We start from the raw sequence: 18,456 nt of genomic DNA, 5'->3' as shown, positions 1-18,456 counted from the left end.
ACCCGACATGTCCGAACTCAGAGATATCTCCGCGCGCCGCGCCGGCCTGACCGCCGAGCAACGCACGAAGTTGGCCCAGCGGCTGCGCGGCGCGTTGGCGCCGGACGCGGTGCAGGGCGCTTTCGCCATTGCGCCGCGCGCGCAGCCTGGCAACAGGGCGGAGCTTTCCTTCGCGCAGCAGCGGCAATGGTTTCTGTGGCAGCTCGATCCCGCGAGCACGGCCTACCACGTGAGCGGCGGCCTCGTGCTGGAAGGGCCGCTCGACACCGAAGCCTTGCGCGCCGGCATTGAAGCACTCGTGGCCCGCCACGAGTCGCTGCGCACGGTGTTCGAGGAAGACCGCGACGGCGGGGTGCAACAGGTCATCCTGCCGGCGCACCGCGTCGAATTGCCTTGCATTGCTCTGGGCAGCCTGCCGACCCATGAGCGTGCGCTGCGACTCGGCGACGAGGCACGTGCGGTCTGCGATGCGCCTTTCGATCTGGCGCGCGGCCCGTTGCTGCGCGCGGTGCTGCTCAAGTCGGGCGAGCGCGACCATCGGCTTGTGGTCGTGATGCATCACATCATCTCGGACGGCTGGTCGATCCAGCTGATCCTCGATGAGCTGGCGGTGCTGTACCGCGCCCGCACACTGGGCCACCACGCAGAACTGCCGGACCTGGCGGTGCAGTACGCAGACTACGCCGCCTGGCAGCGGCGATGGCTCGAAGGGGGCGAGGGCGAACGCCAGTTGGCGTGGTGGCGGCAGCACCTGGGTGAAGAGCATCCGGTGCTGGCTTTGGACACCGACCATCCGCGCCGCGGCGATGGCCGCTATTCGGCCGCACGGCACGAGTTCAAGCTCCCCGCCGACCTGCTGGCAGCTCTCAAGCGGCAGGCGCAGGCGCAAGGCGCGACGCTGTTCATGGCGCTGCTTGCGGCGTTCAACGTGGTGCTGTTCCGCCACTCGGGCCAGCCGCTGCTTCGCGTGGGCGTGCCCATTGCCAACCGCAACCGGGCCGAGACGGCCGGCGTGGTCGGCTTCTTCGTCAACACGCAGGTGCTGTCCGCAACGCTGGACGCCCGCATGACGCTGGCCGAAGTGCTGGCGCAGACCCGGGACGCGGCCATCGGCGCGCAGTCGAACCAGGACTTGCCGTTCGAGCAGTTGGTCGAGGCGCTGCGGCCTGACCGCAGTCCGGGAATCAGCCCGCTGTTCCAGGTGATGTTCAACCATCTGCGGCAAGACCACCGCTCGCTCGAGCAGTGGCCCGCGCTGTCGGTCCGGCGAATGCATCTCGACGAGCAGTCCGTGCAGTTCGAGCTGATGCTGCAGACCTGCGAGAACGAGCGCGGCGAGGTCGATGCCTGCTTCAGCTACGCGCCGGAATTGTTCGACGCGCAGACGATCGAACGCATGGCTGGGCACTGGCTGTCGGTGCTGCGCGCACTCGCGCTGCAGCCGGAGCAGGCGCTCGCAGAGGTCTCCCTGATGAGCGCGGGCGAGTGCGGGCAGCTCGACCGGTGGAGCATCGATACGCAGGCGCACGGTGTGCCGGAGCCCGTGCACCGGCTGATCGAGCGCCAGGCGTGGCAGCAGCCCCTGGCGCCTGCGCTGGTCTTTGGCGACAAAATGCTGGGCTATGCCGAGCTCAACAGCCGGGCCAACCGGCTTGCGCACTGGCTGCGCGGCCAGGGCGTGGGCGCCGAGACGCTGGTCGGCGTGGCGCTGGAGCGCAGCACTGAGCTCGTGGTCGCGCTGCTCGCCGTCATGAAGGCCGGCGGGGCCTATGTGCCGCTGGACCCGGAGCATCCCGCCGATCGCATCGCGTACATGATGGAAGACAGCGCCCTGGCGCTGGTGCTCACGAGCAGTGGCGTGCTGCAACACCTGCCTCGCAGGGACGGCGTCCGCCCGGTGGTGCTCGACGCCATCGACCTTGGCAACTCTCCGGCGAGCGACCCCGCAGTGCCGCTGGCGGGCGAGAGCCTCGCGTACGTGATCTACACCTCGGGCTCGACCGGAAAGCCCAAGGGTGCTGCCAACCGGCATAGCGCGCTGCACAACCGCCTGGCGTGGATGCAGCAGGCCTACGGTCTCGGGCCCGGCGACACGGTGCTGCAGAAGACGCCGTTCAGCTTCGACGTGTCGGTGTGGGAATTTTTCTGGCCGCTGATGTACGGCGCGCGGCTGGCCGTGGCGGCGCCCGGCGATCACCGCGACCCGGCACGCCTGGTGGAGCTGATCCGCCGGCACGGCGTGAGCACACTGCACTTTGTGCCGTCGATGCTGCAGGCCTTCCTGGCGCAGCCCGATGTGGAGACCTGCATGAGCCTGCGGCGCATCGTCTGCAGCGGCGAGGCATTGCCAGCCGAAGCGCAGAACGAGGTGTTCCGCCGGTTGCCCGATGCCGCGCTCTACAACCTCTATGGGCCGACCGAAGCCGCCATCGACGTCACGCATTGGACGTGCCGCGACGACGGACGCAGCCAGGTCGCCATCGGCAGGCCGATTTCCGGCGTGCAGGCGCACGTGCTCGACGCCTCGCTGAACCGCGTGCCTCCGGGCGCGGCGGGCGAGCTCTACCTGGGCGGCGCGGGTTTGGCGCGAGGCTATTCAAAGCGCCCGGGGCTGACGGCGGAGCGCTTCGTCGCCGACCCCTTCGACCCCTCGGGCGGCGGGCGGCTCTACCGCACGGGCGACCTCGTGCGCTGGAACCGCGAAGGCCAGCTCGACTATCTCGGGCGCCTCGACCACCAAGTGAAGATCCGCGGCCTGCGCATCGAGCTCGGCGAGATCGAGGCGCAGCTGCTCGCGCATCCGCGTGTGCGGGAGGCCGTGGTGGTCGTGCAGCAGGGCGCCGGCGGGCCGAGGCTCGCGGGCTATGTCTCGCTGCATGCGGGGTCGGACCTGGCATCCGCGGCGTTGCGCGAATGGCTCGGCCGCGAGCTGCCGGAGTACATGGTGCCCACGCTGCTCATGACACTGGAGCGCCTGCCGCTCAACGCGAACGGAAAGATCGACCGCAAGGCGCTGCCCCAGGTGCAAGCTGCCGACGCCGGCAGCTTCGAGGCGCCCATGGGCCCGCACGAAACCAAGCTGGCCGCGCTCTGGAGCGAACTGCTGGGCGCGCGGGACATCGGTCGCCATGCGCATTTCTTCGAGATCGGCGGCCATTCGCTGATGGCGGCGCAGCTTGTCTCGCGGCTGCGCGCGGTCCATGGCCTGCGGCTGCCGCTGCGCGAAGTGTTCGAGCACCCGGTGCTGCATGACATGGCGCTCAGGCTGCGCGGCACCGAGGCGGATGCCGGCCACGCGGCGCCCGTGCCGCCGCTGATGCCGGTGGCGCGCGCCCCGCAGATGGGCTTGTCTCCAATGCAGCACCGCCTTTGGCTGGTCGACCGGCTGTCCGGTGCCGATGCACGCGCGGCCTACAACATGGCGGCCGCGCTGCGCTTCGAAGGCCCGCTCGATCCCGACACGCTGCGGCGTGCGCTCGAGACCGTCGTGTCGCGCCATGAAGCACTGCGTACCGTGTACCCGGAAAACGACCAGGGTGAACCCGTGGCTTCGATCATTCCAGCCGGCGTGTTCGACCTGCCGTGGAGCGACATTTCTCCGGTGCCGCCGGAAGACGAGACGCTGCGCATCGAGAGCGCACTGGACGCGATGGCCGCGCAGCCTTTCGATCTGGCCTCGATCCCGCCGCTGCGCACCGCGCTGCTACGCCTGGGTCCGTCCCGGCATGCGCTGCTGCTGTGCGTGCATCACATCGCCTTCGACGGCTGGTCGCAAGCCATCTTTGCGAGCGAGTTCGTCGCAGCGTACGAGGCCCTGCGGACCGACGGCTCCTCGACGCTGCCACCGCTGCGCGTGCAGTACGCCGACTACGCGGTATGGCAAGACAGGCTGCTCGAAGCAGCGCATGCTCAGGACGCGGTCTTCTGGAAGCACTACCTTGCCGATGCGCCGCAGCACTCCCGCTTTCCGGTCGACTGCGGGCTGCCGGCGGCATCGGCGCGCACCGCCGGCAGCGTTCGCCTGCCGGTCGAGAGTGCGCTGGTGGACGCGCTCGCACCGTTGGCCCGCAGCGGCAAGACCTCGCTGTTCACCGTGATGCTGGCGGCCTTCCTGATGCAGCTCCACCGCGAAGCCGGCACCGAGGACCTGGTGGTCGGAACCGACGTCGCCGGGCGTGACCACCCCGAGCTCGAGAAGCTGATCGGCTTCTTCGTCAACGTGGTGCCGCTGCGCTCGCGCCGCGGCGCGGCTGCGGGCGGCTTCGCGCAGTGGCTGGCCCAGGTGCACGAGAGCACGCAATCGGCCCTGGCGCACGCGGCAGTTCCGTTCGACCGCATCCTCGACGCCGCCGGCCTGCCGCGCGCACAAGGGGGGCCGGTGCGTCTGCTGTTCGTCATGCAAAACACGCCCGCCAGCCGTTTCGAAATTCCCGGCCTGTGTATCGACGTGCTGCCACAGCGCGTGCGGCAGGCCAAGTTCGACATTGCCGTGTTCATTCACGAAGCCTCGGGGGACTGGAGCGCCGAGTGGATCTATGACACCGGCCTGTACCGCCCCGAGTCGATCGGCCGCTGGGCCGCCGGCTGGTGCGCGCTGCTGCGGCAACTGGTCATAGCGCCCGATGCGGCCGTCGAACAACTGTTTTCATCACCTGATCGCAAGGAATTCCCAATGAATCCGATGCCGTCGCCCCAGCTCGGCAAGCTGGACAAGCTCAAGAAATTCGCCCCCAGGCCTGCGGCTGCCGCAATGGCCGCGAATACCGCCGCCAGCCCCGCGGCCGCCAAGCCGCGCTCGCAGGTCAAGACCTCGTTCCTTTCCGAAGGGCGCGAGTTTCCGCTCGTGATCGAGCCCGCGAGCGACGGCTTTGACGCCATCGCCTGGGTGCGCGAGCACCGCGGCTTCGTCGACGATGCACTGGCGCGCCACGGCGGGCTCTTGTTCCGCAACTTCGGCTTGGCAACGCCGCAGGACTTCGAGGCCTTTGCCGAGAACGTCGAACCCGAGCTCTACGGCAACTACGGCGACCTGCCGAAGAAGGAGGGCGGGCGCCGCACCTACCGGTCGACGCCGTATCCGGAGCGGCAGATGATCCTGTACCACAACGAGAGCTCGCACATGGAGCGCTGGCCGCGCAAGCAGTGGTTCTACTGCGAGCTGCCGTCGCCGGTGGGCGGCGCGACGCCCATCGTCGACTGCCGCGAGATGCTGCGCCGGCTGCCGGCGGACATCGTCGAGGCTTTCGAGCGCAAGGCGCTGACCTACGTGCGCACCTTCACGCCGCACCTGGACGTGAGCTGGCGCGACTTCTTCAAGACCGACCAGCGCGCCGAGGTCGAGGCGCGGCTGGCGGCGGGCGGCATCGAATGGCGCTGGCTCGACGAAGACACGCTGCAGACCCGCACCCATTGCCCCGCCGTCATGAAGCACCCGCTGACCGGCGAGCGCGTGTTTTTCAACCAGGTGCAGCTGCACCACCCCGCCTGCCTCGAAGCCGACGTGCGAGAGGACCTGCTGGCGCTGGTCGGCGCGGAGCGCATGCCGCGCCACGTCTGCTACGGCGACGGCACTCCCATCGACGACGAGACCATGGCCGTCGTGGGCCGCACCTACGAGGCCTGCGCCGTGCGCTTCGACTGGCGCAAGGGCGACGTGGTGATGCTGGACAACATGCTCGCAGCGCATGCGCGCGATCCCTACGAGGGCCCGCGCAAGATCGTGGTGGCCATGGGCGCGATGTTCGAGCGCTCGGCGCTGCTGGCTGCCGAGACGGTGGGGAGCGAATGACGATGGAAGACCGGTTCGAGAATTTCGAGGCGGCCCTGCCGCTGAGTCCCGAGCAGCGCGCCGTGTTGGCCATGCACGGCTCGGACGCGATGCAGCCGCTCGCAGTGTCTGCGGAGATCGAAGGCGCGTTCGACGAAGCGCGCCTGCGCGGCGTCGCGGCCGGGGTGCTGCAGGCGCACGAGTCGCTGCGGCTCGCAGTGCGCGAAGCGGCCGACCCGCTTGCGTGGCGCCAGCAGCCGCGCGCCACGCTGCCCGCCGGCCATGCGCAGGCCGAGGAGCCGATGCTGCCGCATGAAGGGGGCATGGTGCGCATCGGGTTGGAGCGCATCGCCACGGCGTGCCACCGGCTCACGCTCTGCGCCCATCCGCTGGCAGCCGATGCGGCCAGCCTCGCGGCGCTGCTCGCGCGTATCGCCAAGGGTTGCGGCGGCGCGGGCGCGCCCGAAGGCGAATCGGCGGAGCCGTTCCAGTACACGCAGTTCGCGGCGTGGCGCGATGCACTCGCGCACGACGACGAGGAAGACGCCGTGCAGGGCCGCGCCTATTGGGCCGGCTACATGGCTGGCGCCGAAGCCATCGCGGCGCCGCGCCTCGCGTTGCGGCAGGACCACGCAACGGCCGGCTCTTCGGCACGCGGCGTGGCGCGGCGCACGCTCGATGCGAAGCTGCTGGAGCGCCTCGACGCACTGGCCCTTTCGCACGGCGTGCAGGCCGCCGACCTGCTGCAGGCCGCATGGTGGGTACTGCTCGCGCGGCTGACGGGGTTCGCGCCTTTCATCGGCGGTTGGCAGCACGATTGCCGGCACGACTACGAGGTGATGCAGGGCGCCATCGGCGTCTACGAAAAGGTGATGCCGCTGCGCGTGGAGGTCGGCGCCGAAGAGCCCTTTGCCGACTGGCTGGCGCGCTTTGCGCTACAGGCCCGTGCGCACATCGAGGCGCAGGAATACGTCGTGCTCGACGCGCAGGCCGATGCGGCCCATCTTGCCGTCGGCTTTGCGCTGCGCACGCCCGACGACCTGCCCGCCTCCTGGCGCGTGGTGCAACGCCCCGGTCCGCTGGTGTGCTTCGAACTTGCGCTCGAAGCCGAATGGTCGGCGCAGCGCGCCGTGCTCGCGCTGCATGCCGGAAAGGGCTGCTACACGCAGGCCGCGCTGGAACGCATGCTGCAGCAGTTCTTCGCGCTGTTGCAGGCCGTGGCCGACAGCCCTTCGACACCCGTGCAGGACCTGCCGCTCGTCGATGCGGACGAGCGCCGGGCCCTTCTTGCGCTCGAAGGCGCGCCGTTGGATCTGGGCACGCAGCGGATCGCCGATCGCATCGCGCACTGGGCGCAGGCGACGCCGGACGCCCCCGCCATCGAGGACGGCGAGCAGTGCCTGAGCTACGCGGCGCTCAATGTCCGTATCAACCGCATGGCCCGCTGGATGCAGGCGCAGGGCGTGCGGCGCGGCGCGTTGGTCGCGCTCGCGCTGCCGCGCTCGCTCGAACTGCTGGTCGCGATGTTCGCGGCCTGGCGCGCAGGTGCGGGCTATCTGCCGCTCGACCCCGAGTGGCCCGAGGCGCGCCGTGCCGCGGTGCTGGCCGATGCGCAGCCCGCGCTGCTGCTGCAGGCCGGACCGGTGCAGGATGCCGGTGCGCAGGCATGGCGCACGGCAACGGCGGGCGGCATCGACCTGTCGGCGTTCGATGTCTCGGCACCCGACGTGCCGGCCGGTCCGCAAGACCTGGCCTACGTGCTCTACACCTCCGGCTCCACCGGCAAGCCCAAGGGCGTGGTGATCGAGCAGGCGCAACTGCTCAACTATGTGATCGCCGTTTCCGCGGCCATGCAGCTCGAGCGTTACGGCCGCTGGGCACTCACCAGCACCGTGGCGGCGGACCTGGGCAATACCGCGCTGTTCGGCGCCTTCTTCAACGGCGCATGCCTGGTGGTGGCGGATGCCGAGGCCATGAACGATGCTGCCGCCTTCACCCGCTTCATGCAAGCGCGCCGCATCGACGCACTGAAGATCGTGCCTTCGCACCTGGAGGCGCTGCTGGAGGCCGAGGCGCCGGTGCTGCCGCGGCTGCTGGTGCTCGGCGGCGAGGCGGCTTCGCGTTCGCTGCTGGCGCGCATCGCGCAGGTGGCGCCCGATTGCACGGTCTACAACCACTACGGCCCGACCGAGACCACGGTCGGCGTGATGGTGCACCGGGTTGCAGCCGGCGCGTCCTTCCCCGGGCAGTTGCCGCTGTCGCAGGTGCTGGCCAACAACCGGGTGCGTGTGCTCGACCGAGCGCTGCGGCTCGTGCCCACCGGTGTGCTGGGCGAGCTCTACATCGGCGGGGCGCAGCTGTGCAGGGGGTATCTCGGTGGCGTGGCTTCGGAGGCGTTCATCGACGACCCCTTCGCACCGGGTGAGCGGCTCTACCGCACCGGCGACCTCGCTTGCGCGCTGCCGGACGGCGCGGTGCGGATCGCCGGGCGGGCCGATCACCAGCTCAAGGTGCGCGGCTTTCGCGTCGAGCCGGGCGAGGTCGAAGCCGTGATGCTCGCGCAAGAGGGTGTGCGCCAGGCGGCGGTGCTGCCCGTGGCGGTGCCGGCCGGCGGCGTGGAGCTCGCGGCCTTCGTGGTTGGCGAAGCGGTTTCGGTGGCCGGATTGCGCGAGCGGCTGGCCGCGCTGCTGCCCGCACACATGGTGCCGGCGCGCTGCATCGAGGTGGCGGCCTTCCCGCGCCTGGCGAACGGCAAGGTCGACCGTCTCACGCTGGCATCCGCCATGCCCGTGGACGCATGGGAGGGCGCGCAGGCGCCGGTCGATGCGCTGGAGCAGTTGCTCGCAGCCGGCATGGCCGAGCTGCTCGGGCGTGCATCCATCGGGGTCGACGACGACTTCTTCGATCTCGGCGCGCATTCGCTGCTGGTGATCAAGCTGGCTGCCCGCATCCGCCGGCTGCTGCGCGTGGAGATTGCGCCGGGGCTGGTGTTCGACCACCCGAGCGTCTCCACGCTGGCACATGCCGTGCGCGCCGCGAGCACCGACCCCGCGCAGACCGAACAGCTCGCCGACGCTTGGCGCCTCGAGGCCGAGGCCACACCTTCTTGAACGGAAACGCTTGATGAACGAGATGACGAAGATGCCGCAAATGCCGCAGCAATTTGAAGCGGGCGCGGACCCGGAATGCATTGCCGCATGCACGGTGCCCGGGGAGGCGGTGGCGATGTCCTTCGCTCAGCAGCAGCTCTGGTTCCTGCAGAACCTGGAGCCGCAGCTCACGGCCTACAACCTGCCGCGGGTGTTCCGCCTGAAGGGGGCGCTCGACGCCGACGCGCTGGAGCGCGCGTTCCAGGCGCTGGTCGCGCGCCATGCGGTGCTGCGCACGCGCTTCTTCAGCCGCGACGGCGCGGTGCTGCAGGCCGTGCAGGCAGAGGCGGCCTTCGCCATCGAGCGCATCGACTTGCGGGACGAGGCGCCCGCATCGCGCGAGGAAAAGCTCGGCGAGGCGGTGCGTCGCACGGTCTTGCACGTCTTCGATCTGGGCGTAGCGCCGGCACTGGTGGCGCGCTTGGTTCGGCTCGGTGAAGAGGAGCACGTGCTTGCGATCTGCCTGCATCACATCGTCTCGGATGCGTGGTCGAACCCGATCCTCGCCAAAGATCTGGCTGCCGCCTATGCCGCCGCGCTGCGCGCAACCGGCGCGGTGCGCCTGCCAGCCATGCCGCTGCAGTACGCGGACTACGCCCGCTGGCAGCGCGAGCGGGCGGCCTCGGGCGGAATGCAGCGCGACCTGGACCATTGGAACGCGCACTTAGGCCCCGAAGTGCCCGCTCTCGAGCTGCCGACCGATCATGCCCGGCCCGAACAACTGGGCTTCGAGGGCGCGGCCACCTACTTCGCGCTCGAAGCGCCGCTGTGCGACGCGCTGCTCAAGCTCTGCCGCACGGAGCGCAGCACGCCCTTCGTGGTTCTGTTCGCCGCGTGGCAGGTGCTGCTTGCACGCTACAGCGGACAGTACGACTTCGCGGTGGGCGTGCCTTCGGCGGGCCGGCACCGGGAGGAACTGCACGGGCTGATGGGTTTTTTCGTCACGACGCAGGTCTTCCGCGCGCGGCTCACGCCGAGGATGTCGCTGCGCGAGATCTGCCGTCAGGTGCGCGGCGATGTATTGGCCGCGCTCGACCATGCGGACCTTCCTTTCGACGTGCTGCTTGCAAGCCGCACCGATCGGCGCGAGCCGGGCCGCAGCCCGCTGTTCCAGGTCATGTTCGGCCTGCAGATGGAAGACGGCACGGCCGGACCGAGCTTCGAAGGACTACAGGTAGAGCCGGTGCCGGCACCGGATCGCACCGCGAAGTTCGAGCTCTCGCTCGACCTCACGATCACGGGCACGCAGGTGCGTGGGCGGCTCGAATACAACACAGGGCTCTACGACAAGGCCACCATCGAGCGGATGGCGGGCGCCTACCTGGAGGTATTGCGGCACATGGCGCTCGATATCGAGCGCCCCGCCGGCAGCTTCGCGCTGATCGATGCCGCCGACCGCCAGCGGCTCGCCCAATGGGAAGGCGAGGCCCGGCAGCACCATGCTGTCGAGCCGATCCACCGCCTCTTCGAGCGCCAGGCCGCCGCGCAGCCCGATGCGAGTGCGCTGGCCTTCGGCGAGCAGGTGCTGAGCTATGGCGAACTGAATGCGCGGGCCAATCGACTGGCGCACATCCTCCTGGCGCGCGGTGTGAAGCCCGAGACGCTGGTCGGCATCGCAGTGGAGCGCTCGGCCGATACGGTGGTCGGCCTGCTCGCGATCCTGAAGGCCGGTGCGGCCTACCTGCCGCTGGATCCCGACTACCCGCGCGACCGTCTGGCCTACATGATCGAGGACAGCGGCACCGCGCTGCTGCTCACACGGCATGCGCTGCGCGAGAAGATCCCCGCGCGGCACGGCGTGGCGGTGCTCGAACTCGACAGGCTCGATCTGTCCGCCGGTCCGGCGCACGATCCGTGCGTCCCGGTGGGGCTGGATAACCTGGCCTACGTGATCTACACCTCGGGCTCCACCGGGCGGCCCAAGGGGGCGCAACTGTGCCACCGCAACGTGACCCGGCTGCTCGCCGCCACGGATGCATGGTTCGGCTTCGGGCCGGACGACGTCTGGACGCTGTTCCACTCCTACGCCTTCGACTTCTCGGTGTGGGAAATCTTCGGCGCGCTGTGCACCGGCGGCAAGCTGGTGGTGGTGCCGTTCTGGGTCAGCCGCTCGCCGGAAGACTTCCTGTCGCTGCTGTGCACGGAGCGCGTGACGGTGCTGAACCAGACTCCTTCGGCATTCGGACAGCTCACGCGCCTGCCGGCGCTGGCAGAGGGCGGCCTGGCGCTGCGCTGCGTGATCTTCGGCGGCGAGGCACTGGAGCCCGAGACCCTGAGGTCGTGGATGGACCGTTTCGGTGACGAATCGCCCAGGCTGGTCAATATGTACGGCATCACCGAGACGACGGTTCACGTCACCTACCGCCCCATCACGCGAAGAGACCTCGATGGCGGGCGCAGCCCCATCGGCGTGCCTATTCCGGATCTGGGCCTGCGGGTGCTGGACGGCGAACTGAACGCCGCGCCGATCGGCGTGCCAGGCGAGCTCTACGTCGCGGGCGAAGGGCTCGCGCGCGGCTACCTGGGGCGCGCGGCGCTGACCTCCGAGCGATTCGTCGCGGACCCGCTCGACGTGCGCGGCGGCCGCTTGTACCGTACCGGCGACCTGGCGCGCTGGAACTGCAAGGGCCAGCTGGAGTACCTGGGGCGCATCGACCATCAGGTGAAAGTGCGGGGGTTTCGTATCGAGCTGGGAGAGATCGAGGCGCAGTTGCTGGCGCAGCCGGAAGTGGGCGAGGCGATCGTGGTTGCAAAGGACGGCCCCGGCGGTGCCTGGCTGGCCGGCTACGTGTCGGCGAAGCCCGGGCAGGCCCTGGAGGTTGCTGGCTTGCGCGAACGGCTGGCCCGGCAGTTGCCGGAGTACATGGTGCCCAGCGTCATCGTCGAACTGCAGGCCTTGCCGCTGAATGCCAACGGCAAGGTCGACCGCAAGGCGCTGCCGGCGCCGGAGTTCGCAGCGAGCGCCGCGTACGAGGCCCCGCAGGGCGCGTTCGAGGAAGCCCTGTCGGCGATCTGGGCGCAGGTGCTCGGCGTGGAGCGGGTGGGGCGCAACGACAATTTCTTCGAGTTGGGGGGCCATTCTCTGATGGCGCTCGGCCTGCTCGAACGCATCCGCGCGAAAGGCTGGACGGTGCAGGTCCGCACGCTGTTCCAGTGGCCGCAGTTCGCGCGCTTCGCGCAGGCCGTGGAACAGGAGCAACTGCAGGCTCGTCGCGAAGTGGTCGTGCCGCCCAACGGCATCCCCGAAGGCTGCGAGGCCCTCCGGCCCGAGATGGTCACGCTCATGGCGCTCGACGCCTCGCAACTGCGGCGCATCGAAGTGTCGGTACCCGGTGGTGCGGCCAACATTCAGGACATCTATCCGCTGGTGCCGTTGCAGGAAGGAATGCTCTTTCACCATCTGCTGCAGACCGAAGGCGATGCGTATGTCACGTCGAGCGCGCTGGGCTTCGACAGCCGCGAGCGACTGGAACAGTTCGTGGAGAACTTCAATGAAGTGATCGCGCGGCACGACATCCTGCGAACCGCTGTGCTGTGGGAGGAACTGCCCGAACCGGTGCAGGTGGTATGCCGGCATGCGCGAATACAGCTGCGGTGGCTCGACGAAGTGGCGCCGTCCGAAGGCGTCCCGGCTTCGTCGGATGCTGCAGAGCGCCTGGCGTTCCATGCAGCCCCTGGCCGCTACCGCATCGACGTGCGGCAGGCGCCGATGATCCATGCCGTCGCAGTGCACGACACCGCGCGGCAGCGCTGGCTCTTGCAATTGCTCAATCACCACCTGGTGGACGACAACACCACGCTGAAGCTGGTCGTGGAAGAGATCGCATTGATCCAGCAGGGCAGGCGCAACGAGCTGCCGGTGCCTGTTCCGTTCCGCCGGTTCGTGGCGCAGGCCAGGCTGGGCATGAGCCGGGCCGAGCACGAGACCTTCTTCGAAAAGCTGCTGGGCGACGTGGAGGAGACCACGGCACCGTTCGGCCTGCTCGATGTGCAGGGGGACGGCTCGCTGGCCGAAAGCGTGCGGCAGCCGCTGGAGCCAGCGCTCGCCGCGCGAGTGCGGCAGCAGGCGCAGCGTCACGGCGTGAGCGCCGCAACGCTGTTCCACCTGGCGTGGGCGCTTGTGGTGGCAAGAACCACGGGTCGCGACGACGTCGTGTTCGGCACCGTGCTGTTCGGCCGCATGCAGGGCGGTGAGCGGGCATTGGGCCTGTTCATCAACACGCTGCCGCTGCGCGTGCGGCTGGGGGTCCAGACCGTCGAGGAGTGCCTGCGGCAGACGCACGCAGCGCTCAGCGGGCTGCTGCATCACGAGCATGCCAGCCTCTCGCTGGCCCAGCGCTGCAGCGGGCTTTCCGGCGGCGCACCGTTGTTTACCGCGCTGCTCAACTGCCGCCATGCGACGCAGGGCCGGAGCGAGCCGTCGGACGCATGGGCCGGCGTCGAGATGGTCGGCAGCCGCGAGCGCAGCAATTACCCGCTCGCGATGTCGGTGGACGACATGGGCGAGGGATTCGACATCGGCGCGCAAGTGACGGCCACAGTCGGTGCGCGGCGCGTCTGCGGCTTCATGCAGGAGGCCGTGCGCGCGCTGGTGGCGGCGCTGGCAGCGCGTCCGTCGCAGCGCATGTCCGAACTCGACGTGACTACCGGCGACGAGAAAGTGCTGTTGCGCCAGTGGGGCGTGAACCCCGCCGGCGCGGTGGAAGAGACCGGTGCGACCGACAATGCACAGACCGTCATCGGTGCCTTCGAGCGTCGCGCACGGACCCAGCCCGATGCCGTGGCGCTGCTCTTCGATGAGCTGGCGCTGAACTACGGTGAACTGAACGAGCGTGCCAACAGGCTGTCGCACCGACTGATCGCGCTGGGTGTGCGGCCCGAGACCAAGGTCGGGATTGCCGTGGAGCGCTCGGTCGAAATGATGGTCGGGTTGCTCGCGATCCTGAAGGCGGGCGCCGCCTATGTGCCGCTGGACCCTGAATACCCCGAACAGCGGCTGGCCTACATGCTCGAGGACAGCGGCGTTGCGTTGCTGTTGACGCAAGGGCGCATTCGCGCGCGCGTGCCCGGCAGCGAGGGGTTGATGGTGCTGGAAATCGACACGCTGGACGTCAGCGGCGAGCCCGGCCACGATCCGTGCGTGCCGTTGCATGGCGAGAACCTGGCCTATGTGATCTACACCTCGGGCTCGACCGGCAAGCCCAAGGGCGCAGCGGTTCGCCACGGTGCCTTGTACAGCTGTATGCGCTGGATGCAGGACACCTATCACCTCACTGAGGCCGACACGGTGCTGCACAAGGCGCCGTTCGGCTTCGACGTATCGGTGTGGGAGATGTTCTGGCCGCTTACCGCGGGCGTGCGGCTGGTGGTCGCCCGGCCGGACGATCACCGCGACCCGGCACGGCTGGTGGAACTGATCCAGCGCCACCAGATCACGACGTTGAATTTCGTGCCTTCGATGCTGCAGGCCTTTCTGGCGCACGACGGCATCGAGGCCAGCACGCGGCTGCGCCACATCATCTGCGGTGGCGAGGCCATGCCTGCGGCCACCCAGAAAGAGGCGCTGGAGCGCTTGCAGGGCGCGAGCCTGCAGAACCTGTACGGCCCGACCGAGACGACGATCCACGTCACGCACTGGGCCTGCCGCAACGACGGACAGAACCAGGTGCCGATCGGCCGGCCGATCTCCCAGACGCAGACCTACGTGCTGGACGCCGGGCTGAACCTGGTGCCGCAAGGAGTGGCTGGCGAGCTTTACCTGGGCGGCATCAGTCTGGCGCGGGGCTACCTGAACCGCCCGGGCCTGACGGCCGAGCGCTTCGTCGCCGATCCGTTCGACCCGCAGGGCGGCCGCCTCTACCGCACCGGGGACCTCGTGCGCTGGAGCGCAGAAGGGCAGATCGAGTACCTGGGCCGCATCGACCACCAGGTGAAGATCCGTGGCCTGCGGATCGAACTGGGGGAGGTCGAGGCGCAACTGCTGGCCCAGCCCGGCGTACGCGAAACCGTGGTCGTGGCGCGCCAGGGGCAGGGCGGCACACGGCTTGTGGGCTACGTCGGCAGCAGCGATGCCATCGACGTCGCACAGCTCAGGGCGGCGCTGGGCCGCGCACTGCCCGACTACATGGTGCCCGCCGCCATCGTGGTGATGAAGAAACTGCCGCTGAACGCCAACGGCAAGATCGACCGCAAGGCGCTCCCCGAGCCCGAGCTCACGGGTGCAGACGATGCCTACGAGGCCCCGGAAGGCGATGTCGAAGCGGCGTTGGCACGTTGCTGGGTCGACGTGCTGGGTGTGCCGCGCGTGGGCCGCAACGACAACTTCTTCGAACTCGGCGGCGATTCCATCCTCAGCCTGCAGATCGTGGTGCGCATGCGCAGGGCGGGCTGGCGCATCACGCCGCGGCAACTGTTCGAGCGGCAGACGGTGGCGCAACTGGCGGCGGTAGCGGAAACGCTGCAGGATGCGCCACGCCGCCGGGCCAGCCAGCTTGACGGCGAGGTGCCGCTGTTGCCGATCCAGGCCGACTTCCTGGGCAAGGGCCTGTCTGTGCCCAGCCACTGGAACCAGGCCATCCTGCTGCAGCCTCGCCGCAGGATCGACCTGACAGTCCTGCGCCGCGCATTGGAAGCCGTGGTCGCGCACCACGATGCCTTCAGGCTGCGCTTCACGCCGGGCGCCGGCGGCGAATGGACCCAGCGCTACGAAGACATTTCGGCGAACCAGTTGCAGGAGTTGCTGTGGGTGCGCAAGGCAAGGGACGGCGCGCAGGTCGAGGCGCTGTGCGACGAGGCCCAGCGCAGCCTGGACATCGAGCGCGGCACGCTGTTGCGCGCTCTGGCGATCGAGGTCGAGGACGGCAGCCAGCGGCTGTTGCTGGCCATCAATCACCTGGCGATCGACGGCGTGTCGTGGCGCATCCTTCTCGAAGACCTTGGCGCCGCCTACGAAGCTGGTGCGCAAGGAGCCGCCATCGTGCTGCCCGAAAAGACCAGCAGCTACAAGGACTGGGCGCTGGCGCTGCAGGGCCATGCCGCGCAATTGCTGTCCGGCGGCGCTGAATTGGCGCATTGGCAGTCGCTGGCCGGCGTGCCTGCGGAGCTGCCTTGTGACCGTCCGCACGGTGCAGCCACCGTGGCCGAGCAGGCCGAAATCGAAATGCGCCTGGACCGCACCGCGACCGACGCTTTGCTGAGGGATGCACCGGCCGCATATCGCACGCAGGTCAACGACATTCTGCTGACGGCGCTTGGTCGTGCGTTGTGCGCATGGAGCGGGCAGCCCCGCGTGCTCATCGACCTTGAAGGGCACGGGCGCGAAGACCTGTTCGAGGGCATCGATCTGACACGCACGGTGGGCTGGTTCACCAGTGCATATCCGGTGGCGCTGGCGCCGCTGGGTGAACCGGGAGATGCGCTCAAGCGGGTGAAGGAAAGCCTGCGCGGCATTCCGGGCAAGGGGCTGGGCTTCGGGCTGCTGAACCAGCGCGATGCATCGCGCATGGCTTCATTGCCCAAGGCGCAGGTGGTCTTCAACTACCTGGGGCAGTTCGACGGCGAGTTCGACGAGCAGGCCCCGTGGACCCCGGCTGCCGAGGGCATGGGCGTGACGGTAAACGCGAGTGCACCGCTCGGGCATGAGTTCCTGGTCAACGGCCAGGTGTATGCCGGCGAACTGGCCTTGCGCGTGATGTACAGCAAGGCGCGCCATGACGCGGCCAGCGTGCGGCAATGGGTGGAGGCGTTCAAGCGGGAACTGCTGGCCCTGATCGCGCATTGCACAGGCGGTCTTGCGCAGGCGCAGGGCGTGACGCCCAGCGACTTTCCGCTGGTGGCATCGATGCCGATGCCGACCCTGGATGCGCTGGTGTCGCGGCTGCCCGTTGCCGCGTCGGAGATCGAGAACATCTACCCGCTCACGCCGGGCCAGCAGGGCATGCTGGTCGAATGCACGATCGCGCCGGCTACCGAGGTCGACGTCGTTCAGACGCTGGTGCAGATGCAGGACCTCGATCTCGCGAAGCTGCGCGCGGCCTGGCAGGCCACGGTGGCGCGCCATGCGGTGCTCCGCACCGGGTTCCACTGGTTGCCCGATGCCGAGCCGGTGCAGGTGGTGCTCCGCCAGGCGGAAGCGGTCATCGAGCTGATCGATTGGCGTGGCCGCCACGTCGACGAAGCCAGCCTGGAGACCGCATGGGAGGCGCTGTGCGAGCACGAGCGCGTGCGCGGCTTCGACATGGCGCGTCCACCGCTGGCGCGCTGGACCGTGGTGCAAGTCGACGAACAGGCCTACCGCTTGGCATGGACCTGGCATCACGTGCTCTTCGACGGCTGGAGCGGTTCCCGGGTGACGGGCGAGTTGTTCGCGTTCTATGCGGGCGAGCGCGTGTCGTCGGCATTGCAGCCCTATGCGGACTTTGTCGGTGCCGTGCGCGCTGCCCGCCATGCCGGTCCGGACGAAGTGGCCTACTGGCGCGGCCGCTACGATGACATCGGCGGGGCACCTACGCTGTTGTCTGACGTGCCGATGCAGCAGTGGGCGCGCCACGGATGCGGCAGCACCAAGGCAAGGCTCGGCGCAGACACCGTGCGCGCGTTGCGCGCGATGGCCCAGGCCGAGCAGGTGACGATGAACACGGTGATGCAGGCCGTGTGGAGCCTGCTGCTGATGCAATGCACGGGCCGCGCGGCAGCCTGCTTCGGTGTGACGATGTCGGGCCGCTCACTGGAGATGCGCGGCATCGACGACGTGGTGGGCCTGTGCATGAACAGCCTGCCGCTGATGCTGAGCCCTGAGCCCGCGCTGGGCGTGGGTGCGTGGTTGAGGCAGATCGTGTCTGCCAACCTCGAGCTGCGCCAGCGCGAACATGCATCGCTGCCTGCCATCCAGGGGTGGCTCGGCCGCCCGGGGCAGCCGTTGTACGACACGCTGATGATCTTCGAGAACTACCCGGTCGACGAAGCGGTGGCACGCGGTGCGGGTGCCAGGCTGGGCATCCGTGCCTCGTCTGACCGCGGGATCCTGGGCGTGCCGCTGTTGCTGATCGTCGAGACCAAGGGCGACGAGCTGTTGCTCACGCTGGAGTACGCGCGTGATGTGTTCGACGCCGACGGCATGGTGGCACTGGCCGAGCGGATGCGCAGCGTCATCGATACGCTGCTCGAAAGGATGGGCGGAACGGTGGCTTCGCTGCTGGAATCGATGCCTTCGGCTCGCCTCGGACTCTTGAAGTCACTTGGGCCCACTGCGGCCAACCCGGCCGTGCTCCTGAAAACGGAAGCCGATGCACTGGTGTCGTCGATGGGCGAACTCTGGCAAGGCCTGCTCGCCGGGGCTGGCGAACCCGGTCCTGCATCGCTGTCGCGCGATGCGAACTTCTTCGAACTGGGTGGCGACTCGCTGCTCGCCGCCCGCCTCGTCCTGCAATGGAACGAGCAGGCTGCGCAAACAGCGCTGCCCGTGCGGAAGATGCGGCTCGCCGATGTGTTCGAGCATCCCGTGATGGGCGAACTGGTCGCCGCAATTCGCGCCTGAACGTC

General features: G+C 69.0%; 3 protein-coding genes. All 3 read left to right on the top strand.

The features are described from left to right. Nucleotides 1-7 precede the first annotated feature (7 nt). From RZE77_RS19545 to RZE77_RS19535, 3 genes are read left to right on the top strand one after another with little or no spacing between them, the layout of a single operon-like run. Nucleotides 8-5,788, top strand: coding sequence for a non-ribosomal peptide synthetase (locus RZE77_RS19545; RefSeq protein WP_319438869.1), 5,781 nt, complete (start codon nucleotides 8-10; stop codon nucleotides 5,786-5,788). After that, nucleotides 5,785-8,877: a non-ribosomal peptide synthetase gene (locus tag RZE77_RS19540; protein WP_319438868.1), complete on the top strand. Its 3,093-nt coding sequence runs from the start codon at nucleotides 5,785-5,787 to the stop codon at nucleotides 8,875-8,877. The genes RZE77_RS19545 and RZE77_RS19540 overlap by 4 nt, the downstream gene beginning before the upstream one ends. A 40-nt stretch (nucleotides 8,878-8,917) precedes the next feature. Further along, a complete protein-coding gene (locus RZE77_RS19535; protein WP_319438867.1) occupies nucleotides 8,918-18,451 on the top strand; it encodes a non-ribosomal peptide synthetase in 9,534 nt (3,177 codons plus the stop codon). The last annotated feature ends 5 nt before the right edge of the window (nucleotides 18,452-18,456 follow it).

Source organism: Variovorax sp. SPNA7, from assembly GCF_033807855.1.
Taxonomy (GTDB): Bacteria; Pseudomonadota; Gammaproteobacteria; order Burkholderiales; family Burkholderiaceae_C; genus Variovorax; species Variovorax beijingensis.
This window is presented reverse-complemented; position numbering and strand designations above follow the sequence as displayed.